Source organism: Saccharibacillus endophyticus (assembly GCF_013185185.1).
Classification (GTDB): domain Bacteria; phylum Bacillota; class Bacilli; order Paenibacillales; family Paenibacillaceae; genus Saccharibacillus; species Saccharibacillus endophyticus.
This window is the reverse complement of the sequence record NZ_JAAZWE010000002.1, coordinates 344,251-367,807: the sequence shown is the minus strand read 5'-3', so window position 1 is coordinate 367,807 and position 23,557 is coordinate 344,251. Positions and strand designations below refer to the sequence as shown.

21 protein-coding genes and 1 other RNA gene are annotated in these 23,557 nt (G+C 51.9%); 10 read left to right on the top strand and 12 right to left on the bottom strand.

Features of this window, described 5'->3' with window-relative positions; genetic code table 11:
* Positions 1-118: 118 nt before the first annotated feature.
* Both HRQ63_RS07590 and HRQ63_RS07585 read right to left on the bottom strand, forming a co-directional pair.
* Positions 119-298, bottom strand: a complete 180-nt coding sequence (locus HRQ63_RS07590) for a hypothetical protein (protein WP_037282807.1) — start codon at positions 296-298, stop codon at positions 119-121.
* Positions 299-304: 6 nt separating this feature from the next.
* Positions 305-538: a hypothetical protein gene (locus HRQ63_RS07585; RefSeq protein WP_037282804.1), complete on the bottom strand. Its 234-nt coding sequence runs from the start codon at positions 536-538 to the stop codon at positions 305-307.
* 182 nt (positions 539-720) lie between these two features.
* Here HRQ63_RS07585 and HRQ63_RS07580 point away from each other — a divergent pair, with 182 nt between their 5' ends.
* Positions 721-918: a cold shock domain-containing protein gene (locus HRQ63_RS07580; RefSeq protein ID WP_018975236.1), complete on the top strand. Its 198-nt coding sequence runs from the start codon at positions 721-723 to the stop codon at positions 916-918.
* 150 nt (positions 919-1,068) lie between these two features.
* Here the strand turns inward: HRQ63_RS07580 and HRQ63_RS07575 are convergent, their stop codons facing one another.
* On the bottom strand, positions 1,069-2,385 hold the full coding sequence (locus HRQ63_RS07575) for a multi antimicrobial extrusion protein MatE (protein WP_172241465.1): 1,317 nt from the start codon (positions 2,383-2,385) through the stop codon (positions 1,069-1,071).
* Between the two features lie 336 nt (positions 2,386-2,721).
* Between HRQ63_RS07575 and HRQ63_RS07570 the strand changes: the two genes are divergently transcribed.
* The 3 genes from HRQ63_RS07570 to HRQ63_RS07560 all read left to right on the top strand — a co-directional run bounded on the left by HRQ63_RS07570 (position 2,722) and on the right by HRQ63_RS07560 (position 5,783).
* A complete protein-coding gene (locus tag HRQ63_RS07570) occupies positions 2,722-3,804 on the top strand; it encodes a tetraprenyl-beta-curcumene synthase family protein (protein WP_371873238.1) in 1,083 nt (360 codons plus the stop codon).
* A 15-nt stretch (positions 3,805-3,819) separates the two neighbouring features.
* Positions 3,820-4,791 carry a 6-phosphofructokinase gene (gene pfkA, locus HRQ63_RS07565; protein WP_172241462.1) on the top strand — a complete coding sequence of 324 codons (972 nt, stop codon included), beginning with the start codon at positions 3,820-3,822 and terminating at the stop codon, positions 4,789-4,791.
* A 134-nt stretch (positions 4,792-4,925) separates the two neighbouring features.
* The gene (locus tag HRQ63_RS07560) at positions 4,926-5,783 is read left to right on the top strand and encodes a DUF72 domain-containing protein (RefSeq protein WP_172241459.1); all 858 of its coding nucleotides are present in this window, start codon (positions 4,926-4,928) and stop codon (positions 5,781-5,783) included.
* A gap of 115 nt (positions 5,784-5,898) precedes the next feature.
* Here the strand turns inward: HRQ63_RS07560 and HRQ63_RS07555 are convergent, their stop codons facing one another.
* The 4 genes from HRQ63_RS07555 to HRQ63_RS07540 form a co-directional block, all read right to left on the bottom strand.
* Entirely contained in the window at positions 5,899-7,269 is a 1,371-nt protein-coding gene (locus tag HRQ63_RS07555) for an MATE family efflux transporter (RefSeq protein ID WP_172241456.1), read from the bottom strand.
* A gap of 110 nt (positions 7,270-7,379) precedes the next feature.
* Positions 7,380-8,585, bottom strand: a complete 1,206-nt coding sequence (locus tag HRQ63_RS07550) for a putative glycoside hydrolase (protein ID WP_172241453.1) — start codon at positions 8,583-8,585, stop codon at positions 7,380-7,382.
* Positions 8,586-9,002: 417 nt separating this feature from the next.
* Entirely contained in the window at positions 9,003-9,197 is a 195-nt protein-coding gene (locus HRQ63_RS07545) for a hypothetical protein (protein WP_037282788.1), read from the bottom strand.
* A 736-nt stretch (positions 9,198-9,933) separates the two neighbouring features.
* Positions 9,934-10,761 carry a YitT family protein gene (locus HRQ63_RS07540; RefSeq protein WP_172241450.1) on the bottom strand — a complete coding sequence of 276 codons (828 nt, stop codon included), beginning with the start codon at positions 10,759-10,761 and terminating at the stop codon, positions 9,934-9,936.
* A 464-nt stretch (positions 10,762-11,225) separates the two neighbouring features.
* Between HRQ63_RS07540 and cshA the strand changes: the two genes are divergently transcribed.
* From cshA to HRQ63_RS07520, 4 genes are all read left to right on the top strand, one after another.
* The gene (cshA, locus tag HRQ63_RS07535; RefSeq protein WP_371873243.1) at positions 11,226-12,752 is read left to right on the top strand and encodes a degradosome RNA helicase CshA; all 1,527 of its coding nucleotides are present in this window, start codon (positions 11,226-11,228) and stop codon (positions 12,750-12,752) included.
* A 191-nt stretch (positions 12,753-12,943) separates the two neighbouring features.
* Positions 12,944-13,726: a YesL family protein gene (locus HRQ63_RS07530; protein WP_172241444.1), complete on the top strand. Its 783-nt coding sequence runs from the start codon at positions 12,944-12,946 to the stop codon at positions 13,724-13,726.
* Positions 13,727-13,789: 63 nt separating this feature from the next.
* A non-coding RNA gene (gene ssrS, locus HRQ63_RS07525) (6S RNA) lies at positions 13,790-13,979 on the top strand.
* Positions 13,980-14,168: 189 nt separating this feature from the next.
* Positions 14,169-14,561, top strand: a complete 393-nt coding sequence (locus HRQ63_RS07520; RefSeq protein WP_037282775.1) for a DUF1499 domain-containing protein — start codon at positions 14,169-14,171, stop codon at positions 14,559-14,561.
* Between the two features lie 162 nt (positions 14,562-14,723).
* Here the strand turns inward: HRQ63_RS07520 and tpx are convergent, their stop codons facing one another.
* Positions 14,724-15,242, bottom strand: coding sequence for a thiol peroxidase (gene tpx / locus HRQ63_RS07515; protein ID WP_037282773.1), 519 nt, complete (start codon positions 15,240-15,242; stop codon positions 14,724-14,726).
* Positions 15,243-15,453: 211 nt separating this feature from the next.
* Here tpx and HRQ63_RS07510 point away from each other — a divergent pair, with 211 nt between their 5' ends.
* Positions 15,454-16,101, top strand: coding sequence for a rhomboid family intramembrane serine protease (locus HRQ63_RS07510; RefSeq protein WP_172243356.1), 648 nt, complete (start codon positions 15,454-15,456; stop codon positions 16,099-16,101).
* 461 nt (positions 16,102-16,562) lie between these two features.
* Here the strand turns inward: HRQ63_RS07510 and HRQ63_RS07505 are convergent, their stop codons facing one another.
* The 4 genes from HRQ63_RS07505 to HRQ63_RS07490 form a co-directional block, all read right to left on the bottom strand.
* Entirely contained in the window at positions 16,563-18,440 is a 1,878-nt protein-coding gene (locus HRQ63_RS07505) for a serine hydrolase domain-containing protein (RefSeq protein ID WP_172241441.1), read from the bottom strand.
* A gap of 209 nt (positions 18,441-18,649) precedes the next feature.
* The gene (locus HRQ63_RS07500; protein ID WP_229714269.1) at positions 18,650-20,365 is read right to left on the bottom strand and encodes a histidine kinase N-terminal 7TM domain-containing diguanylate cyclase; all 1,716 of its coding nucleotides are present in this window, start codon (positions 20,363-20,365) and stop codon (positions 18,650-18,652) included.
* Between the two features lie 249 nt (positions 20,366-20,614).
* Positions 20,615-21,292 carry a zinc metallopeptidase gene (locus HRQ63_RS07495; protein WP_172241438.1) on the bottom strand — a complete coding sequence of 226 codons (678 nt, stop codon included), beginning with the start codon at positions 21,290-21,292 and terminating at the stop codon, positions 20,615-20,617.
* 31 nt (positions 21,293-21,323) lie between these two features.
* Positions 21,324-21,746 carry a MerR family transcriptional regulator gene (locus HRQ63_RS07490; protein ID WP_037282767.1) on the bottom strand — a complete coding sequence of 141 codons (423 nt, stop codon included), beginning with the start codon at positions 21,744-21,746 and terminating at the stop codon, positions 21,324-21,326.
* A gap of 301 nt (positions 21,747-22,047) precedes the next feature.
* Between HRQ63_RS07490 and HRQ63_RS07485 the strand changes: the two genes are divergently transcribed.
* Positions 22,048-23,475 carry an ammonium transporter gene (locus HRQ63_RS07485; RefSeq protein WP_172241435.1) on the top strand — a complete coding sequence of 476 codons (1,428 nt, stop codon included), beginning with the start codon at positions 22,048-22,050 and terminating at the stop codon, positions 23,473-23,475.
* Positions 23,476-23,557: the final 82 nt, after the last annotated feature.

Genomic DNA, 23,557 nt, shown 5'->3' with positions numbered 1-23,557 from the left:
ACCTCCTCGGGGATTGTGCGATGATCGTCTAGGAAGGATTGGCATGATGACGCATATTCAAAATCCCGCATCGTTGACCCGCCGAAGGCGGCAGGAACGATGCGGGCGAACGCACGTCTTAAGAGCCCATGCTGAAAAGCGTATAGACCGTCAGGATGAACGAAAGGAGCAGCATGACGGCGGCGGAGATCGCAAGACCCCGTTTCAATTTGGGAGGAATCGAGTCCTTGTAAAACACGACGACAGCGCCGAGCAGAAGAGTCAAGATCAGCAGGGCGGCGATATTGGTCGTATTCATGAAAGGTTACACGCCCTTAAGGGCGTCCATGATGCTTTGCCATTCTTCGTCGGTGCCCTCGAATTTGTCTTTGGCAAAACGGTTCTCTGCCCAATGCATCATCTCCGGACGACTCATGAAGTGGTGCGTTTCCTCGCCCCATTGGTCGGAGATTTCGCGCAGCACAAGGTTACGCCCGTGAACTTCCACCGTCATCATGTTCCAATTATCCGTCTTGTAAATACTGTGCTTTTTAATCATGTAAGCCATTCCTCGTTTCACATCGTTTCTTATCTAAAATCATACCCTACCCGCATAACCAAAAGCAACGCCTATAGAAGAAAGCCTTTGCACGTTTTAACTTTCCAATTGCCAAAGGTTTTTTCTTGCAGTATAATAACGATATTCACCATAGATGGTGATATTTTTAGGAGGTTGTTCATTTGAAAGGTACAGTTAAATGGTTTAACGCAGAAAAAGGTTATGGTTTCCTTTCCGTAGAAGGCGGCGAAGACGTATTCGTACACTTCTCGGCAATCCAAGGCGACGGATTCAAAACTCTTGACGAAGGTCAAGAAGTAGAATTCGAAATCACTGACGGAAACCGCGGACCACAAGCAGCTAACGTAATCAAACTGTAAGAATTTATTTCTTGCCTTATTTGATGACATAGCAAACCACAGGCACAGATCCTTCACGGGAACTGTGCCTTTTTGCATGCTTTTAATAAAAAAGTCCCCGCAACGCCAATCCGAACATCGGAGGCGCAGCAGGGGATGCGGATATGCGGATTACGGCGCGGCAGTCCGGTCCAACTTCGGCTCTCTGCCCATACGGCGAACGACGAGGAAGATAATCACCGCTTCGGCCAGCAGTCCCAAGGATTGCGCAATAGCGCCGACCATGCCGTTCCAGTGCGGGAAAAGCGCGACCAGCAGGAACAAGAAGCCGATGGTGCAGATCGCATTCGCGAGTTGGGAGCGGAACATGACTTTGGTTTGTCCGCCGAGCAGAATCAGCCCGTTGCCGTAATCGAGCCAAGGCATGACGAGCGGATAAAGGATAAAAGCCCTCAGCGTGTACAGACTCTCCTGAAGCAGCTGTCCCTCCACGTTCATCACATGTCCGAATACCCAATAGCCGAGCGGCGTATAAGCGATGATCGCAACGAGAGCAGCGGGGATGAAGCCGATCGCGAGTGCAAACTTGCGGACAAGCACCGGATCGACCTTATAATAGTTGAGTACGATCTGATGGATATAGATGAAGAAACTCAACATGAGCTGCATCAGACTCGCTGCGACGGCAAAAGACGAAATCGCCAACGCAACGCCGTCCGTTTTGCCCAGCATGATGTTCAGCGCAGGGCCGATAAACATCGCGACGAGCGACGAATACAGCAGCGGCTTGTAAAAACGGAACACGTCGCCGCGCGTCTCGATGTGATGGTCCGGCTTTTTGACAGGTAATCGGCGGGCGATGTTGCGTCCTTCAAGGAAACTTACGCTCGCCTCGATCACCATGCCGGCCAAGAAGATGACGGCGCCGACGATCCCGCTGGTCACGCCCTGAATATTCACGAAATACAGGGAAAGCAGATACATGCCCGCCAGACGGATCACCATGCCGATTGTCAGCCACTTGGTCCGGTTGTTGGTAATGATGATTCCTTGGTAAATATTGCGGATAACGGAAAACACGCTGACGAACATCAATACGCCGTATACCGCGATTACGCTCGGCAGCAGCGCTTGATCGACGCCGAATAAGGTGCCGAAAATGCCGCGCCCCACGGGAGTATAGACGATAATGCCCCCGATCAGCAGCACGCAGACGAGGAATACGTAAGTAACGAAAGTCAATGCTTTAAAAGAAATCTTGTCGCGCACCAGCGCGGAGCAGGTCTGCCGCAGCAGCGTGGACGGTCGTTCGGTAACGGCCAGCAGGCTGCCGGCTAGCGCGTAGCTGGCGATGACCGTCTCCGGCGAGGCGGCGGAGGCCAGCGTACGGTTGATAATGACATGGGACAAGGTAACGAGCGAAGCGGACAAGCCCAGCGGAACGAAAAACAGGAGCAGGCGCTTCCAGGATAACGGAACGTCGGACATGATGGACCCCTTTCTCGAGAATCGACCGAATAGATCATTCTCCAGTATAGCACGACTGAAATCGTTTGCAGCGCGCGAACGGAAAGTTTCCCGAAAATGAACGTTTTTCGGCACATCCGGCGAGCGGCGCGGGGGGATTGCCGGAAGCGATGGCTTTTTGCAGAAAAAACGCTGAAAAAAGCCGAGAATATGACGAAGGTTATTTGTACAAATTACACCCTCATATTATAATGGAAAGTGAATTTGGGTACGGGAGCGTGCGAAACAAGCAATTATGCCTGTCCGACAGGCAAACGCATGCGCCACAGACTTAAGACTGGTATTTGGAGGTACGTTTTGAACCCACTCAGAACCGCTTACACCGTTCCCGAAGAACCCATCAGTTTGATGCGATGGGTGTACAAGTTTGCTTTGCCGGGCGTTAAGGACGCACTCGGGGGCTGGAGGGATCGCGCGGCGACCATTCCCGATCCCGAACTTCGAACTCAAGCGCTGGCGAGCATCGCGGACAAGGAATTTCATTGTCAGGGCGGCTCGGTCTATGCAGCAATCAACTCGGACAAAAAAGACGTACTGATTCCGCTGATCGTAGCCCTTCAGACCATCAGCGATTATCTGGACAATTTGTGCGATCGAAGCACATCGCTGGACCCGGAAGATTTTCGTCTTTTACATAAGTCCATGCTGGACGCGGTCGATCCGTCCGTACAGCCGGAAAATTACTATCGCTTCCGTGACGAACAGGAGGACGGAGGGTATTTGAATGCCCTCGTGACCACCTGTCAGGAAAATATCCGGCAGCTGCCCGGTTATGCCCATGCCCAGCCTTATGTGCGCCGTCTGGTCGGTTTGTACGGCGATCTTCAAGTCTATAAGCATATCGCCCCGGAGCTGCGGGAGCCGTCGCTGACGACCTGGAGAGCCGAACATGCCGATCTGGCACCTGATTTGCATTGGAACGAATTCGCCGCTGCCACCGGTTCGACGCTCGGCATGTTCATGCTTTTTGCCGGAGCGAGCCGTGACGATTTCGATGAACAAGCGGCAAAATCGGTCTACGAGTCGTATTTTCCTTACGTCTGCGGGCTCCATATCATGCTCGATTATTTGATCGATCAGGAAGAGGACCGCGTCGGAGGCGATCTGAATTTCTGCAATTACTATGATAGCGGGGAAGATATGCTACAGCGCGTCGAGTTTATCGTGGGCGGGGCGCGCCGCGACGTGGCCGGGCTTCCGCATGCCGCTTTCCACCGCATGGTGATCGAAGGACTGATTGCTTTGTATCTGTCCGACCCGAAAGTAAGCCAACAAAAAGATGTGCGAACCGTGTCTAAACGCTTGATGAAGAAAAGCCCGCTGACTCGCCTGTTCTTTTTCGTCAACAGTGTATGGATCCGCAAACATAAGCAGCATTAACAAGGGGGAAGCAATATGTCAGCAGTAAAAAAAATCGCAGTATTGACCAGCGGAGGAGACTCCCAAGGAATGAACGCCGCGCTTCGCGCCGTCGTGCGCAGCGGACTTTATCACGGAATCGAGATTTTTGGTATCCAACGCGGTTATCAAGGCCTGCTCAACAATGATATTTTCTCGATGGATCTTCGCAGCGTCGGCGATATCATTCAACGCGGCGGAACCGTGCTTCAATCCGCTCGTTCGAAAGAGTTCTATACCGAAGAAGGACAACGCAAAGGCGCCGAAATCCTGCGCAACTACGGAATCGACGGCCTGGTCGTAATCGGCGGCGACGGTTCGTACCAAGGCGCGAACAAGCTGAGCAAGCTCGGCATCAATACGATGGGCCTGCCGGGCACGATCGATAACGACATCTCCTTCACGGACTACACGATCGGCTTCGATACGGCTGTAGGCGTTGTCGTCGACGCGATCAACAAGCTGCGCGATACGATGTCGTCGCACGAACGCGCTTCCGTCGTTGAAGTCATGGGTCGTCATTGCGGCGATATCGCGCTGCACGCGGGCCTTGCTTCGGGCGCGGAAACGATTCTCGTTCCTGAAGTGCCTTACGATCTGGACGAAGTCGCGCAGCGCATGACGCACAACTTCGCAATGGGCAAACGCCACAGTATCATCGTTGTTGCGGAAGGCGCAGGCAAAGGCGAGGATATCGCTACCGAATTGTCGCAGCGCTCCAAGCAAATCGATGCGCGCGTAACGGTACTGGGCCATATCCAGCGCGGCGGTACGCCGACTCCGTTCGACCGTAACCTGGCAAGCCGTCTGGGCGACTTCGCCGTACGCTCGCTGATCCGCGGCGAGAGCGACAAAGCTTGCGGCATTGTCAAAGGCGAGCTGACGCTGACGGATATCGATAAGGTTGTCAACACGCGTCCTACGTTCGATCACGAGATGTACGAGCTGGCTCTGCGCTTGTCGCAGTAATCGGTTTGTCCAACGAAACCTTTGCTCCGAAGCGGCAGCCGTTCTGCCGTCTTGGACGGCGAAGGTTTCTTTTTTTTTACAAAACGGGTAAGTGACAACGAGGCAAGCCATTCGGCATGAAGGAGGTGCGGCAGATGATCACGATCGGGTTGACCGGCTGGGGCGATCACGATTATATCTATGCGACGAAGGAAGCGGCTAAGCAGAAATTGGTCACGTACGGGAAGATGTTCGGAACCGTCGAGGTGGACAGCATGTTTTATGCCGTGCAATCGAAGCGCAATATGGAAAAATGGGTGCAGGAGACGCCGACAGACTTTCGTTTTGTCGTCAAAGCCTATCAAGGAATGACCGGGCATTCGCGAGGGAAAATCCCGTTCGATAGCGAGGCCGAGATGTTCGAAGCGTTCAAATTGTCCATTAGCACGATGCAGCAGGCCAATAAGCTGAAGGCGGCGTTGTTCCAATTCCCGCCTTGGTTTGATTGCACGCGGGAAAATGTAGCCAAGCTGCGAGAGGTGCGCGAGCGGATGGAAGACGTACCTTGCGCGCTGGAGTTTCGTCATCAGAGCTGGTTCCAGCCGGTCATGCGGGAGCGTACGCTCAAGTTCATGCGCGAGGAACGTTGGATTCACAGCGTATGCGACGAACCGCAAGCGGGAGTCGGTTCGGTGCCGATCGTGGAGGAAGCGACGGATGATCAGCTGACGATCGTGCGCATGCACGGTCGCAACGTATCCGGTTGGCAGTCGTCCAATCAGCCCAACTGGCGCGAAGTTCGCTATCTGTATCGCTATAACGCGCAGGAGCTGGAAGAGTGGGCGGAACGGCTTCGCAGACTGGAACAGCAGTCCAAGGAAGTCGTGATCATTTTCAACAATAACTCCGGAGGCGATGCGGCGGAGAATGCGCGCGAGTTGATGGCGATTCTGGGCCAGGATGTGCCGAAGCTTCTTGGCGAGGACGAGCCGGAGCAGTTGGATTTATTTTAACTTTGGAAAAAGGCAGCTCCGAGCGTCGAAGGTGACGACGCGGGAGCTGCCTTTTTGCATGGAAAATCAACGTCGCGTTTAAGCGAAGGGCGAATAAACGGTACAGTTTGACCTTTTAAACAACGGATGACGGCGCAGGAGAGCTGCCGTGCATCCGTTGAACTTTGAACAAGCGCAGCAGTAACAGAACAGCCCCGACAGCCAGACCCGCGATCAAACCGATCCAGTAGCCGAACGGGCCGAACGAAGTGTATACGGCCAACACGAATCCGAGCGGAAGTCCGATACCCCAGTATGCGATAAGCGTGATGAAAAAAGCCGGAGTCACGTCTTTGTATCCGCGCAGCGCGCCCTGGATCGGCGTCGCCAAAGCGTCGGATAACTGGAAAAAGATCGCGTAGGCCAAAAATTGCACGATCAATGCGGTGACGGCAGGGTCGGTCGAATAGATCAACGCGACTTTGTCGGCAAACAGCAGCAGCACGACCGCGGTTACCAAAGCCATCAGCACGGCGGAGCCGATTCCAATCCAAGCATACTGGCGAGCGTCTTTGTTTCTTCCGGCGCCCGCTTCGTAACCGACCAAAATGGTCAGCGCCATGCAGATCGCCAGCGGAATCATGTACAGCGTCGAAGCAAAGTTGATCGCGGCGGAGTGCGCGGCAACGGCGTTTGTTCCGAAACGATTCATGAGCAGCGTCACCGCGGCGAAGATGGATGTCTCGAAAAAGGTCGCGAAGCCGATCGGAATGCCGAGTTTCAGCAATTCCCCTTGCTTGGCCCAAGAGATGCGATGGCGTTTGCGGAAAAAACCGTGGCCGGCAAACGGTTCGACGCGGTGCATCACGACAAGCGCGATCAGAAAAATGACCCAATAGGTGACGGCGGTCGCCACGCCCGCGCCGACGCCGCCCAGCTTCGGAAAGCCGAAATTGCCGAAGATCAGCAGGTAATTGAGCACGAGTTGCACGGGAAGCGAGCAGAGCGTAATCGCCATGGAGACGCGCGTCTGGCCCATGGCATCAATGCAGCCTCGAAGCACGGTGTAACCGAACAAGGGCACGACGCCGAATGCCAGGCAAAGCAGGAACTTATACGCGGTATCCGCGACTTCGGCTTCTGCATTCATGAATCCGAGCGCAGGCTTGAGCAGCAGGGCGCCGATCAACAGCACCGCTGCGGAGAACAGAAGAGACAAGATCAATCCCTGGAACAGATTGAAACGGATATCGCGCTCCCGCCCCCCGCCCATAAGCTGCGAGACGATCGGCATGATTCCGTTCAACACGCCGTTCAAACCCGTCTGGATCGGAATCCATAGGCTGACCCCGATCGAGACTCCCGCTTGTGCGGCCGGACTGACATGTCCCGTCATGCTGGTATCGAAAAAGGCCATGGCGGACAGAGCGATTTGCGTGATGAAAATCGGAAGAAAGACAACGAGAAACTGTGCGAATTTTTGCTTGAAGCTTGAAGTGGCATGCATCGGTTGGCAGATCCTTTCAGATAACGATAATGACGCTCGAAACGGACGCAGGCAAAAACCCGGCCGTGGCAGGCCGGGCTGTTGCCGCGCGTTTGCGTCCGCATGAACGATCAGTCCTTCGGACCGTAATTGGCGTCTTTGGTGTAGCGGTTAGATGCGTTCCAGAGCAGATACTCGTCTACGCCCATATCCGCCATGGCCTTGATTTGCGCGTCCACTTCGGCTTTGCCGTACTTCGTATAGTGGCCGCTGCCGAGCCAGCTTGCGGTAAAGTCTTGAATCCACGGACGCACGATCGGACGCTGCGATTCTTCCTCGATCTCGTCAAGCTTTTTGAACGTGTCGACCATCGAGCCTTTGATCGTCACGTAAGGTTCTTTGTCCGGGTCTTTCGCGCCGAACCAGCCGGTCGAGTAGTGACTCGGATAGACCATCGGCGCGATGACGTCGACGTTTTCCGAAATTTTGGTGAAGTCTTGTCCGATGCCGTCGGCAGCGGGAACGGAGGCCGCATAGCCGAAGATGTCGACGGAGACGCGGACGCCGAGCGGCGCCAGTTCTTTGCGCGCGTACTGCACGAATTCGGATACGGCTTCGGTACGCGATTTGTCGCCGTCTTTTTCGTATTTGAGCGTGTCGGCGCGTTTCTCGAAGCCTTCCGCGAAGCGGACGTAGTCGAACTGGATTTCTTTGAATCCGAGCGCCGCGGCTTCTTTGGCGATCGCGACGTTATAATCCCAGACTTCTTTGCTGTACGGGTTGACGAACGCGTCGCCGCCGCCGTTTTTCCATACTTTGCCGCTGGAATCCGTGAAGGAAAGCTCCGGATGGTTCTCGGCAAGTACCGTATCTTTAAACACGACGATCCGGGCGATCGGGTAAACGTTGTGGTCTTTCAGCTTGGTCATCAGCGCGTCGATGTCCGGAATGAACTTTTGCGCCGTGCCCATTTTCAGCAGTTCCTGATTTTCGGTTTTGTACGTTATGTACCCCAGGTCGTCTTTGATATCGATAACCATCGCGTTAAGACCTGTATTGTCGAGCAGATCAAGCAGTTCGGTCATTCTTGCGCCGCCCGCGCTGTAAGCCGTAGCGTAAATCCCTTTGACCGTAGGGGCGTCAGGCTGCGGATCGATTTTGATCGGAGGGTTGTCCGCATCGATGACCACGCTGTCTTTTTGAGCCGTCAGCGTGCTGAGATTCCAAGCCGATTCGACCGCGACCGTAATCGGGTTGGGGTTGACCGGCGCTGCCGGCGCGCTTTCAGGGTTGTGGCTGCTTACGGTGAGAGCCAGCAGGCTCCATAAAATATCCATGATTGTATTCTCTCCCTCGTCTGTAGGTGATTCTCGGCTGCGAAAGCCTTTACCAGTATAGCGTTTTTCACGTCAGTTGAAGCAACAAATTTGTCACGAATGCCTGATTATTCCGGGAAATGCAAAATCCTCTTCATGGCCGGAAGGCACACCTTCAACCTTTAACCTTCCGAAGAAGCGACGAATCCACGATCTTGCCAACTCTTAGTCAGAGGGTTGCGCTCGAATGAAAGGCACGCGCTTCAGGCGCGTTTCATTCAAGCGCAACCTTACTTTTAGCATTGGCAAGGTACTACGATCTTTTCAATTCGCTTGTCAACGCTCATATGTAGGGCCGCCCCTTCCCTAAGGAAGAGAGCGGCCTATTGGAAGAACTTATTGAAAAGACTCAACCCAATACCTTGTCAAAGCGGATCGTCAATGCAAAACTTCCGGCGACTGATGTTCGAGGATGCTGTGATGGATAATGTCAAGCGCGTCTTCGGCTTCGAGAATACCGAGGCCGTCACGAAGGACAATCACGGAATCCAACTCTTGCTGTTTCAAGAACGAAAGCATGTCGGGGTACCATTTCATCACGATTTGTTCAAGTTTTACGGCTTCCATTTCCATAGTCGTCACCCTTTCTTTTCCGGAATCGTGCGTCATTGTCTGACTCGAATACCTGCGAAAAGCGAACCATGAAGTTGGTACGGGGTTATTATATCACATCGCGGTTGTGTTCGCGAAAGAAGCGTGTGGGAGGGGGCTGCGGGGGGAATTCGTTCAAGGCGCTGTCTCACTTGGAAAACTGGATTGGAATTTAAGTTGTAGGTTTTCCAAGTTCAAAGGCGCCTTTCACTGAATCCCCCCTCCGCCCCCACGCTCCGAAGCTTTCAAAACCTTGAAAGGATCTAATGAACTTTTGTTTGCGCAGTTTTTATTAGGTCGTGTACGCAAACTTACTGAAGTGCATCTTTGCCTGTCTTTTCGTCCTCTGCCGCGTCACAAATTTCTCGACGTGCCCCGGCACGCCTTCGAAATCGTTCCTTGCATAGATCGAAAATTCAGCCAAATCTGCTGCCTTCGAAGTTTGCGTACACGCCCTGAAAAATTACACCACAAAAAAAGAAGCGCCTGTAAAGGCCGCTTCGGTCTTAAGAAAGTTCTTGAGCGGGGTTGCCGCGCAAGGGCGGAGGATCAAGTGCAGTGCAGGAGCGCCAGCGTTCGCCTTTGAATTCGGGAAATCCCATATACATATTGAATAGAAATTTCCCGAATTCAACACGCGACCGAAACGCACTTGATCCGCAGCCCGCCAAGCGGTATTCCCCAGCGAACAGGACTTTCCCGAAGCCGAAAAAAGGCTTCACACAGAGCGCTTCCGAAACGAGCCCATTACGCCTACGGTTTCGACGATGTTGACGAAAGCGAGAGGGTCGGCTTCTTTGATGATGCGTTTGAGTTCGGCCAACTCGTAGCGTGTGGTAACCGTCATCAGCATGTCTTTTTTGGCATGGGAGAACGCGCCTTCGGCGGGGATTCGGGTAACGCCGCGTTCGATCTGAAGCAGTCGCTCCAACATTTTGTCCGTATCGTTCGTCACAATGAACAAGGTGACTTTGGTATGGCTGATATGGATCATGTCGACGACTTTTCCCGTGATATAGATGGAAACCATCGACAGAAGGGCCAGGTTCCAATCGCCCTGAAGGTAGCCCATGGCGAGAATGACCAGCGCGTTCAGCGCGACCAGGACGCTGCCGACGGGGAAGTCGCGGTAGCGGGTGACGATGGAGCCGAGAATATCGAAGCCGCCGCTCGATCCGCCGACCCGGAACGAGATGCCGGCTCCGACGCCCACCAGTATGCCGCCGAACACGGAAGAAAGGATAGGATCGGTAGCGACCATTCGCTCGGGCACGACGGTGATCAATACCGTGACGGCGGCGACGGACACGATGCTGAGCAGAATGAAGCGCCGCCCGAGCAGGAACCAGCCGGCAATCAGCATCGGGACGTTATAGACGAAGTACAGCACGCCGATCGAAAGAGGGGTGAAGTAACCGGTCAACATGGATAAACCGGATACGCCGCCGCTGAGCAGTTGATGCGGAATCAAAAACAGGTTGAAGCCGGCCGCGATTAATAGGGCTCCGACGACCGTTGTTACGATATGACCGATACGAATAAACAAACCTCACCACTCCTGAAAAAGAAAATGAAAAAACAAGAACGAAAATGAAAATCGTGAAAAAATGTGACAATCCGTTGAAAGGTTTACTGGCTTTTTTATAGTCGCTTATGCTATAATGATTTAGATGTTCTTGAGTAGATCTTTCTCGTTTCCGTAACCGTCAGCGGCTGAACGGAAGAATCACGAGTTAAAGGATAAACGGTATATAATATAGCTTCAGCTTTTCAGCTTCGGCGTTGAAGAAGCTCCTCCCTTGTCCAAGTAGGTGCGGAAAACTTGGTGTCATCAGCATATGAGGAACCCTTCGGTTATCGATCGGTTGCGGCTACTTAAGAATACAGAATACGAAAGCGGATTGTCCATAAGTAAAGTGGCGGTCCGCTTACAATAAAAGGAGCATGAATCTATTGGCAAATTTTGTAGACTTCGATTTGGAACCAAAGGTATTGCAAGCAATTACGGAAATGGGCTTTGAAGAAGCGACACCGATCCAATCGCAGGCGATTCCGATCGCCCTGAGCGGAAGCGACATGATCGGACAAGCTCAAACGGGTACAGGTAAAACGGCGGCTTTCGGCATTCCGATGATCAGCAAGATCGCTCGCGAAGAAGAAAAGATCTCGGCACTCGTTATGGCGCCTACTCGCGAACTCGCGATTCAGGTTGCCGACGAAATCGAGAAGCTTGCGCGTTTCAAAGGACTTCGTTCCCTGGCAATCTACGGCGGACAAGACATCGTTCGTCAGATCCGCGCGCTGAAAAGAAAGCCGCAAATCATCATCGGTACGCCGGGACGCCTGCTTGACCACATCAACCGTAAAACGATCAAGCTCGACGACGTTCAAACGGTAGTACTGGACGAAGCGGACGAAATGCTGGACATGGGCTTTATGGAAGACATTCAGTCGATCCTGAAGCTGGTTCCGGAAGAGCGTCAAACATTGCTGTTCTCGGCTACAATGCCTGCGAACATCAAGCGTCTGGCTGAGCAATTCCTGAGAAACCCGCAGCATGTATCGGTTATCCCTAAGCAAATCAGCGCTCCGCTGATCGACCAGGCTTACATCGAAGTGCCTGAGCGTCAGAAATTCGAAGCTCTGACTCGTCTGATCGACATGGAATCGCCGGAATTGGCTATCCTGTTCGGACGCACAAAGCGTCGGGTTGACGAGTTGGCAGAAGCGCTGCAAAAACGCGGCTACTCCGCTGACGGCCTGCACGGCGACCTTTCGCAGAACCAACGCGATGCGGTTATGCGCAAATTCCGCGACGGCAGCATCGAAGTTCTGGTCGCGACGGACGTTGCGGCGCGCGGTCTCGACGTATCGGGCGTGACGCACGTTATCAACTTCGACCTTCCGCAAGATCCGGAGAGCTACGTTCACCGTATCGGCCGTACGGGTCGTGCCGGTAAAGAAGGCAAAGCATGGTCGTTCGTAACGCCGCGCGAGCTGGATCACCTGAACTTCATCGAACGCGTAACGCGTCACAAGATTACGCGCAAACCGCTCCCGACCATGAGCGAAGCCATCGAAGGCAAACAACGCATCCTGGCCGAGCGTCTGCTCGAAGTGGTACAGGACGGCGAACTGAACGAATACAAAGCAATCGCGATCCAAATGCTGGAGCAGTACGATTCCGTAAACCTGCTGTCGGCTGCGATGAAGCTGATGACCGGCGAGAAAAAAGACGCCAAGGTCGAGCTGACTCCGGAAGATCCGGTTCGCGTGAAGCGTCGCAAGCCTTCGGGCAGCTACGGCGGCGCTCGCAGCGGCGGCGGATACAAAGGCGGAAGCGGCGGCGGATATAAAGGCGGCGGCTACAAAGGCGGAAGCAGCAGCGGACGCAGCGGCGGTTATCAAGGCAACCGCAGCAGCGGCGGAACCGGCGGTTACAAAGGCTCCAAAGAAGGCGGATACCAAGGTCGCGGAGGCAAGTCTTCGTACCAAGGAGATCGTCCGGCTCCGAAACGCGACAACTTCGAAGGTTAATTTTTAAGGTAAGCAAAAGGCGGCGCAGCGATGCGTCGTCTTTTTTTTGTACGGAAAAGAAGCAATGAAGCCAACAAATAAACGTTTCGAAAGCCTTTTTGATAAGAGTGGTTTTTAGCGGATATAATCGGTATAATTGAACTATCAATATGGTAGTTTAGCGATTATGCGATTTTGAGGAGGAATACCTGTTGGAATTTAGGGGGCTTACGGGGGGCATTTATCGCCTGACCGAGTGGATTATGCGCATCTCGGGAACGAATCTGCTCTGGGTGCTGTGTTCGGCGCCGTTTTTATTCATCTTGTACATGCGATTGGCGATCGATCCGCAGTACGTGAACGAAGCACTTACATTGAATTGGGCATTGGGAATTCTGGCGCCGCTTACATTATTCCCGGCAACTTCGGCCATGTTCACCGTTACGCGAAAATGGGTGATGGGGGAGCCGGACGTCAAAATTTTCCGTACTTATTTTAGAGGTTACAAAGAGAACTATAAGCAAAGTCTGGTAGGAGGCATCTTCTATACGCTGTTGTTCGTGGTCATGTACGTGGATATCACGGTCTACATGGTCCAGTTCCGCAACATGCAGCTGTTCGGCATCCTGATGTTGATCCTGATGATTCTGCTGTTCGTATCGCTGTTCAATTTCTTCTCCATGGTTGCCCATTACCATATGAAAATCGGCGGTATTTTGAAAAACGCGATTTTGCTTACGCTGCTGCGCCCGTTCCGCGTATTCTCGACGCTGATCGGCGCAATCGCGGTCATTTATATTTGTTGGACGTATATGCCTGTATTGTATGTGATTGCGGCCGGCAGCGTTATTGCTTGGTTTGCTTTCCTGAACTTCTATGCGACCTTCCAGAAGATGCAGGATCAGGCGAAAAAGCGGGAAGAGGAGCAAAACTCGCAAGACGAGCCGGAACTGATCGAACTCGGCAAAGAGAAAAAAGAGAGAAAAGAAAAGTGAGCGTTTTTTAATAAAAGAGCGCGGTAGAGTTTACATTGCGTGTCGTAAGCGCTATAATAATTTTACATCCTGCGATGTACGTTTCGGTCTTTCGTTGTTTTGAACCAATGATAAAGTCTCGGGAGATCTACATTAGGCGCCGCAATGAAAAGCCCTGTCTATACGACATGGGGACTTCAAAGCCCGTCTTGCGGTCACCCACCTGCGATAGCAGGTTCGAGACAATGTTACCGGACGGCAGAGCGGGATCTCTTTCTGTCTACATCAGGGAGTGATCAGTTACATAGGCTGAAGCACCCTTTGTCCCAGATGGGATCAAGCGTTCTTGCGCCGGGGAAGTTCCCGGAGCGGGAACGCTTTTTGGTGTGTTTTTCTTTTGTTATTAATCGAACAATGCTAAACTAGAGAGTAGAATGAGGGTAACGTCAAAGGAGGAAAGATCTTGTCGTTTAAACGTACATTGATCGGAATCATTCGCAGCCAGGAAGGCACGAGCGATCGCGCGACCGATCCTAAAATGAAAACGAGATACTATAGCCTTTCCAGGGACAAAGCATGGGAAGAAGTCAGCTCGACGCTGAAAAAGATTCCCGGTTACAAAGTGCTGCATGAAGTGCCTAACGTGGGAGAGATTATCTTGGAGAAACGTACAAAGTTCGGTCGGACGATGGATATCACCGTTTCCGTTTTGGCTGTAGGTCCGGTCAAAAGCGCAGTCGATATCTATTCGGCGTCCCGCGGTTCTTTGGGTGATCTGGGTGCAAACTATCGGACGATCATAAGTTTGTTCACGATTCTCGACAAAAAGCTGGCATCCCATAAGACGACAGGGTAGAGGACTGAAGGCATTCGGTAGTCGATTGGAGTTCGACTGCGGAAACGTCAATTTTCAAAAAAATGGACAATGCCGTTTTTCGGCTTTCATGTAAGCGTACCCGCTCCGCGGAGTTCCGAGGGCGGGTACGTTTTTTCGTGCTTATGTGTGAGGAACGGCGGATTACAGCAAGGCTTTCACGGCTGCAATCGCTTCTTCGTAGTTCGGGTGTTCGCTCATTTCTTTCAAATATTCAACGTAAGTAATGCGATCATTCGCATCGAGTACGAAGATTGCGCGCATGTCCAAATGGAATTCTTCGATCAGAACGCCGTAAGCTTCACCGAACGAATGCCCTTTGTAGTCGGACAGGGTGATCACTTGATCCACGCCTGCCGCTCCGCACCAACGGGCTTGTGCGAACGGAAGATCGGCGCTGACCGTCAAGATCACTACATTCTCGCCCAGATCGGCAGCTTCCGTATTGAAACGACGCGTTTGCGCATCGCAAGTGCCTGTATCAAGCGAAGGAACGACGCTAATCAGTTTCACTTTGCCGGAAAAGTCTTTCAGGGAAGCTTCCTCCAGCAGATTGCGGTTCAGCTTGAAGTCCGGTGCCGAATCGCCGACTTTCAGTTCGGGACCGATCAGGGTGATCGGGTTGCCTTTAAACGTGGCGACGCCGGTTCTTTGTTGTGCCATAGTGAATAACCTCCTTGGATTTTCCTGCAAGTACGTGCTCATGACTGAGATCGACGTACCATAATCGGGATTTTGGATTTTCCCGTACGATTTTATTATAATGTTTTTAACGGATCGTTTGCAAAAAAGAGAATAGGGCATGTCCGAAAATGAGCCCGAGTGAGCTTTCTTCGGAACTTTCGGACATGCTCTGTTGGAAAAGAGGAAAATGATGATTTTTGTAAGGTACGAAAAATGGAACCAGTACCTGAAGTTTTATCCGGTCACGGCTCTTCTTGTGTTGGTCAATGTCGTGATGTTCATTGTGTTGGCGGTGAACGGAGCTTACAGCCGAGACGCTTCGGGCTCGATCCTGCTTCAATATGGAGCTTTGTCCAATGTTGTCGGCGTTCCCGGTATCGAAAACGTCGATTCCCCTTGGCGCTACCTGACCTCGGTCTTCCTGCACGGCAGCTTTGAGCATTTGCTCTTCAACTGCTTTGCCATTCTGGTCTTCTTACCGCCGCTTGAACGATTGTTGGGACATGTGCGCTACGCCGTTCTTTACCTGGCTAGCGGAATCATTGCTAACTTAATCAGTATGGGTTTTTACAATCGAGCCGGCGAATATTTCATCTCCGTCGGAGCCTCGGGCGCGATCTACGGCGGTTACGGCGCTTTCTTGTACATGGCGCTGTTCCAAAGAGCCAAAATGGATAAAGGATCGCGGCAAACGGTCTATATCCTGCTCGTCATGGGCTTGATCATGAGCTTCGCGACGCCGAACGTCAATATCTCCGCCCATATCGGCGGCGCCATTGCCGGTTTCTTCCTGTACGGGTTGCTCGTACGTCTGCCGATCGGGAAAAAGATCGGCTGAGAAATATCGGTTGAGCTTCGGGAGGCCGCTGCGCGCCGTAAGATGGCTTCGATCGCTGTCGCACCTTCGCTGCAAAGGCGAGCGCTCCGCTTCTCAGCCATTCTTACGGCGATCTGCTGCTGCTGCGTTGACCGATAAGTGAGTGTAGTTAAAAAGACATGTCTACTATGTATTATAGTAGACAAATCAGTTAGAAAGTCCTGATAGTCTGAGCGAAGCGATCGGCGGAGGGATCGGCGGAGGGAGAAATTCAATGAAAGACGCCTTTGAACGCGGAAAGCTGTAAGCTTTTTGCGTGAGACAGCGTCTTGTAAAGCATTTCGAAGAAATGCACTTCGGAAGCATATGCTGGAAATTTCTCCCGCAGCCGCTTTCAATGTTCTCCACAACGAATAGGACTTTCAAAAGGCAAAAGCCGCCTCCTCTTAAAAAGGGAAGCGGCTTTTTTAATGTTCAGCATCTCAGCGATAAAACTGCCATACAATCAGCAATACGATCAAGATAACCCAGAGCAGAATGGAAACCCCTACGCCAACTTTAGAACGCCTGCCCAACAGCGGCCGTCGTTTGATTTCCAAAAGAAGCACAATCAGAGCAACCAAGCCGGATCCTGCAAATACGCTGTTTAAGATCACCTGCGGCAGCACATCGCTGTATGGCCGCTCGTTTTGACTCAGCATCCGATAAGCAAGCAGGAGATTGTTAGCAGCCAAAAGCGTTCCGCTGAATATAAAGATCAGCGTTTTGATCCGCAGCGGAGTGAAGCGGCCGCCCGTTTGTCCTTTTCGTTTAAACCATGTAACCGACAGCAATACGAACGGAGCGGTCAGGAAGAAGAGCAGGGCAGCGATAGCGGCAATCCCTTGCACAGTGAGCAGAGGGAGGGAATGGCTGGTGGACAAAGGCAGATAATCACTCGTATAAAGCGAAACTCGCGTTACAGATCCTTGATCCGTTTGGAAAAAGATAAAAGGCCAGGCCCCCAGCTCGGAATCGCCGCCGGTTCTTTGGTATAAATAAGGTCGAACTTGTTCGTACGCACCTTCGTATCCGGCGAGCTTAACGGTCAGAGCGTTTTTTTTGTCGGAGGTGACGCGCATCAGCGATAAATAGGGATAGACGCTCATAAATCCTTGGTCGGGACGTCTGGCTGCAACGAAGCTTCCTGTGACCAAGGAGGATTCGGGTAGCATTTGATCGGAAGCAGGAATCTCCGGGCTTCCGATCAGAGCCTGTGACAGCCCGTGTACCAGATGGGATTCTCCAGCTTGATTCGTGAGCACTACGACGGCAAAATGTTCGTCAGGCGCGAACTGGAGGCTGCTGGAGAAAGCCATCGTATTGCCTCCGTGTCCGAGTGTGCGGGATGCACCCGGATATTCCCAAAATCCATGAGCGATTCCGGGCATGTAAGGATCATCGGATTTTGAAGAGCTGAGCATGTCGGATAAGGTATTGGATTGCCTAAATAATGAAGATTGTTCATTAGAGGCCGGCATTAAAGCCATCGCAAAACGAGCAAGATCTTCAGCCGTGCCGTTAGCGCCTCCGTTCGGATACATGGACATGTAGTTCCAGGGACCTTCGATAAGTTGTCCGTCTTCAACGGATAAATAACCCTTGGCTTTACTGCGCAGCAAGTCCGGTCGATCATCCAAAACGGAGCGGATTTCGGTATGATTCATTTTTAACGGGAGTAGGATATGTTCGCTCACGTAGTCGGCATACGACTGCCCGGATATCCGTTCTACGATATAGGCAGCCAGAGAATTTCCGTAATTCGAATAGGCAACCGTTTGTCCGGGAGGATAGATTTGTGCAGGTTCTGCTTTTAAAAGACCTTCTTCCAAGGAGGATACTTGCTCAGGAGTCGTATAAGCCATATCGAACATATACTCTTCAAATCCAGCGGCATGATTCATCAGATGGAACAAAGTGATCGGTTCGTCATAACGCAATCGTTTTAAAAAATGATCGGGCAAATATTCGCGGATATCCGTCTGCAGATTCAGTTGATTCGACTCGACCAGCTGCATCACTGAAGTCCAAACAAACAATTTGCTGATCGAACCCCATTCGAAGATATTGTCCGGAGTAGCTGGAATTTGGTTTGGAATATCGGCGTAACCATAAGCTTTGGAGAAAACCGTACGTCCGTCCTGAACCACGGCGATCGAGGCGGCTGCGGTTGTTTTCCCGATGTAAGGTTCGACGAATTCGTCAATATAAGCTTCTAAATCTTGAATGGAAATTCCGGAAGGGGTTGCATGACGGAGATCGGAGCCGGCAAATGAAGAGGTGGGCAGTGCGGTCAACAAGAGCAGTAAAGTCAGGAACATGAATAAGTAGCGCCTTGTTTGCATCAGATTCGGAAGTGAAGTAGGGATAGGCATCGGAAATCTCCTTTGGAATAAAGTCGATCATTTATGGTTAGTTGGTACATTAACTAACCATAAAACTAAGACTTGCAGCTGTCAAGCCGCTTTAACCCATAAAATGAAAAAAACATCGAATAAAGGCTTTATAGGCAGCCTTACTCGATGCTTTTTTACATTCTTGCTTCAAACGTTCCGTTATCCGAAATCCGGCTAATTTCGGCGAACTCGATTCGGTTGCGCCCGTTCTTCTTCGCCTGATATAACGGTTTGTCAACTTCAGTGAATAACCGTGTCAGGTATTCTTCTAAATTATCCGGTACGTATTGATGTTCGAAGTCTTCGATCGACAATACCCCTAAGCTAACGGTAACGCTCACGGGTTCTGCGGACGGGTCAAGCTTGACACGGTTGCTTTCAACGGCAGCCCTGACCTGTTCGGCAATCTTCTCGGCCATTTTCCGATCCGTGCATGGCAGGTACAAAATGAATTCCTCTCCACCGTAACGGGCCAAAATGTCTGTGCTTCGAATACACTGCTTGACGATCTGTGCAGTGCGGTATAAGACTTCATCTCCTGCCACGTGACCGTGACGATCATTGATCATTTTGAAAAAGTCGATATCGAACAGGACAAAAGAAAACGGAATGCGCTGCTCGACGTTTGCCGTCATTTCCCGCGTCAGGCGTTGGGTCAAATAATGGCGGTTGTAGCAGCCAGTCAGACTATCGGTCAGCGCCATCTCCTCCAGCTTGCGGTTGGCCTGCGACAGTTCAAGACGCGTCCGGTCCAGCGAGCGGTTGCGCTCATGGAGAACGTCGTTCTGACGGTTCAGCTCCTGCACCAGGCGCCGCTCCTGCGAAACGTCCTGGAAGGTCAGGATATGGCCGATCGGCGAACGCGAGGCATCGAAGATCGGCGACGTTTGCAGAATGAAATGAAGCCCGCCTCCGCGATTCGAAGTCAGCTCGATCTGGAACAAATCCTGCTCTTTCCGTTTATAGTGATCCAGGAATTGACGACTGTCTCCCGTTGCGCGAACCGAAGACAGAAGAGCTTCGATATCGAATAACTCTCCGACTTCAATATCGATAAAAAGCCGGAGTGCGCGGTTCGCTTCAACCACGGCATCGTCTTCATCCAATACGAGAATGCCGTGAGGAATCGTATTGATGATGTCTTCGTGCGCAATCGATACCAGATCAAACACTTTGTACCGGGTAATGACGAAAATGAAAAATAGATCGGCAATAAAAATACCGAGCGAAGTCAGTCCGGGGATGATCGGTAAGAACTGGGCAAGCACGACGTTGAGCAGAATATCGATCACGACAAAAGAGGCCAACGCGCATATGCCCCATAGAACGATGCGAATCTGCTTTTTAAGGCTTGGAGAAGACGAACGAGATCGTACGGCACGCAGGAGGACAACCAACGAGGTGAGGAAATATCCGGCGATGACCATCATGGTTAGCCAGAACAGCGGACCGTAGGAACGGTCGACGTAATTGTCGGTCGTGGGACTGGCGAACAAATGGAACGGGTTGATCATCGTCCCGAGCGAGGCAACGGCTGCGGGAACGAACAGCAGTGCAATGGACTTGGGGGTTAATCGTTTCTCGTCTCCCGCAAGGAACAACGTGAAGAGCAGCCAGCCGCTTGCGAGCATGAGGGATGCTACGAAGGATAACGACACGTAGACGAACTGCAATTGAACATCCTGTACGATGTGCGTAGCGAATTGACAAAGCGGCCATAACATCATGAAAAAGTGAAAAACGAAATAGACTTTATGTAGGTTCGTAATCCGAACCGTGAAGAAAATGTAGACCAGCAAGACGGACAACAAGGCGAACAAGAAGAGATCATACCACACTGATAAGTTCACAAGCCTTCTCCTTTTGGTTGCGAAAGCTGCAATCGACTGCAATGTTAAAGTAGATGTATAGTACCATAAAACCAAGAGAATTAGCCACTATTTATCGTCCGTCAGACGAAGATTATAGTCTTTTTACACTTGTCTTACATAATTCCATCCAAGAAAATACAAAACCGGCGCAGTCGTTCAGACCGCGCCGGTTTTGTATTTTTTATTCAGCCGTCATTCAAAACGAATAGCGGCTGCGGAGCGTTGGAATCAGTCGCGGCTATTGAAGATGCCGACCAGACGAATCAGTTCAAGCAGAGCGACCAATGCGGCAGCTACGTAAGTCAGCGCGGCAGCATTCAGGACTTTACCTACGCCGCGTTCTTCTTCATTGGTGATGTAGCCTTCGGAGACCATGATTTCTCTGGCCCGGTTGCTGGCGTTGAACTCGACCGGCAGCGTGATGAGTTGGAAGATAACCGTTACGGCGAAGAACAGAATACCCAGGCCGATCAGTGTATGACTGAAGAAGAAGCCGGCCAAGATCAGAAACGGCGCGACGCCGGAAGCGAAGTTGACGACCGGGAAGATCTTATGGCGCAATGCCAGCATCGGGTAAGCTTGTTGATGCTGGATGGCGTGGCCGATCTCGTGACACGCGACCGAGACGGAGGAGATGCTGTTTCCGTAGTAGACATCCTCGGATAAGGCAACGGTACGATTGACCGGATTATAGTGGTCAGACAGCGTTCCCGGTACCGTTACGATCTGTACGTCGTGAAGTCCGTGCGTATCAAGCATGTGGCGTGCGGCTTGATAGCCGGTAATACCGCTGTTCACCGGTACTTCGCTCCATTTTTTAAACGTCCCCTTGACCCGGAACTGTGCCCAGATGGTCAAAATGAAGGCCGGAATGATCAGGATGTACATAAACGCGTTAAAACTCATGTGCTTGTTCCCTCCATATTCAAATAATAGATCATGGCTGCCCCAACAGCAGTTTGATGGCTTCCATGCAAGCGATGCCTTGCGGAAGGAGTTGGGAGAAGGTCTTGCGCGCTTGCGCCGGATCGAGATCCTGGAGCAGCGGTTGCAGTTCCTTCAATTCTTTCTCGACTTGCGCCAAATGGCTTTCGAGCAGGGTCAGCTTCTCCGAAACGCGTTCGTCTCCCGAAGCGGCGCTCCATTTGTCGAGTCGTTCGCGAATTTCTTCCAATGTAAACTTTTCGTCTTTCAACTCATGAATACGCTCAAGACGAAGCAGGGTTTCAGGTCCGTATAATCGATAGTTGGTCATCGAGCGGTCCTGCGGATGAATCAATCCCAACTTGGTGTAATAGTCGATGGTGCGTTCGCTGGTTCCTGCGGCACGGGCCAGTTCTCCGATCCTGAACAGTTTCATATCCCCATCGCTGCCTCACCCTTTCTTCTGTCGATGATAAAAGGTAGTAAATATAAAAAAGAAACTCTTGACAAATTCAATTATATCCAACCCAAAGCATACAGTCAAACGTCATGCTTTCAAACCGAAAGTGTGCATCACCGCATTAACGCGGGTGAAATTTTTAATAGCGAAAAAAACTCTGAAATAAATTTTCTTTTTTTATGAAAATACACTTGTCAGCTTTCTTGCCGCGGTCTATAATGACATCAAGGATTTCACATTGTGTTAGAAAAAATAACATGAAGAGGGCGTGGGGAATTTGAAAAAGAAATGGTGGTTGGCACTTGGGGCACTGACGGCGGTATCGGCTTTTCCGGTTAGCGCATATGCGGCGGAAGCGGTAGACGGCGAAGCATTGACGGTAGGCGTGAACTCGGCTTTCGTATTTATCGCAGCCGTACTGGTTATCTTCATGCAAGCGGGATTCGCTTTGCTTGAAGCGGGTTCGGTACGCATGAAGAACGCCGGTCACGTTGCGGGCAAGACAATCCTTTCTTTCGGTGTCGCGAGCATCGCGTTCTGGGCTTTCGGATTCGCGTTCGGGTTCGGTAACGGTAACGGATTCTTCGGCTTTGAAGGCTTCTTCTTCGGAGGAGACGGACAAGCTTCATCGTTCAACTCCGTTAACGAATTAGGTGTTCCGGTATCGCTGATGTTCCTGTTCCACCTGGCCTTTGCGGGCGTATCGCTGGCGATTGCGGGCGGCGGTCTCGCAGAACGTGCCAAACTTAGCGTATACATCGTTTTCGGCGCTCTCTTCACGATCATCATCTACCCGATTATCGCGCACTGGGTATGGGGCGGCGGCTGGCTTGCGCAAATGGGAATGCAAGACTTCGCAGGCTCGACAGTCGTTCACTTGACGGGGGCTACAGCGGCGCTTGTGGCGACGGTTATGCTCAAACCACGCTTGGGTAAATACAGCAAAGAAGGTAAACCGAACAGCATTTTGGGACATAACCAAGTGTTGTCGGTACTCGGCGTAATCATTCTGTGGGTAGGCTGGTTCGGCTTCAACCCGGGCAGTGCCCTGAGCGTAATGGACGGCTTCTTCGCTTACGTGGCTCTGACGACGAATATTGCGGCGGCAGCGGGCGGCGTAGCGGCACTGTTGATCTCCTGGATGGTATTCGGCAAAGCCGACATCCCGAGCATGTTGAACGGCGTATTGGCAGCGTTGGTCGCGATCACGGGCTCTTGCGCCTTCGTTGAACCGTGGGCAGCCGTAGTCATCGGTCTGGTGGCGGGCGTACTGACATTCTTCACGGCACAATGGTTCGAAAAAGCAGGCGTCGATGATCCGGTCTTCGCATTCTCCGTACACGGGGTAGCGGGCATCTGGGGCGCGCTTTGCACAGGCTTCTTCGCAACGCCTGCGCTGGCTACGGATAAAGGTCTCGGGCAAGCGGGCCTGTTCTACGGCGGCGGATTGCACCAACTGGGCGTTCAAGCGCTGGGCGTTGTCGGCACGCTGGCCTTCGTAGGCGCCGTAACCTTCGTCATCTTCGCGATTCTCAAAGCAACAATGGGCATCCGCGTAACCGAAGAAGAAGAAATGATGGGTCTGGATATCAGCGAGCATGGCAACTATGGTTACCCGGAACAAATGAAAATGGCCGGCGAAACCACTTTCCATGGTCCTACAAGCCCGGAGTCGGGTAACAAACGTACACCGGCTAACGCTTAAGCTTTCATTGCAGATATGAGGTTGTCGCATAAAGAGGAAAACCGAAGTTAAAATGAGAATATGTTAGATGTATGTTTAGATG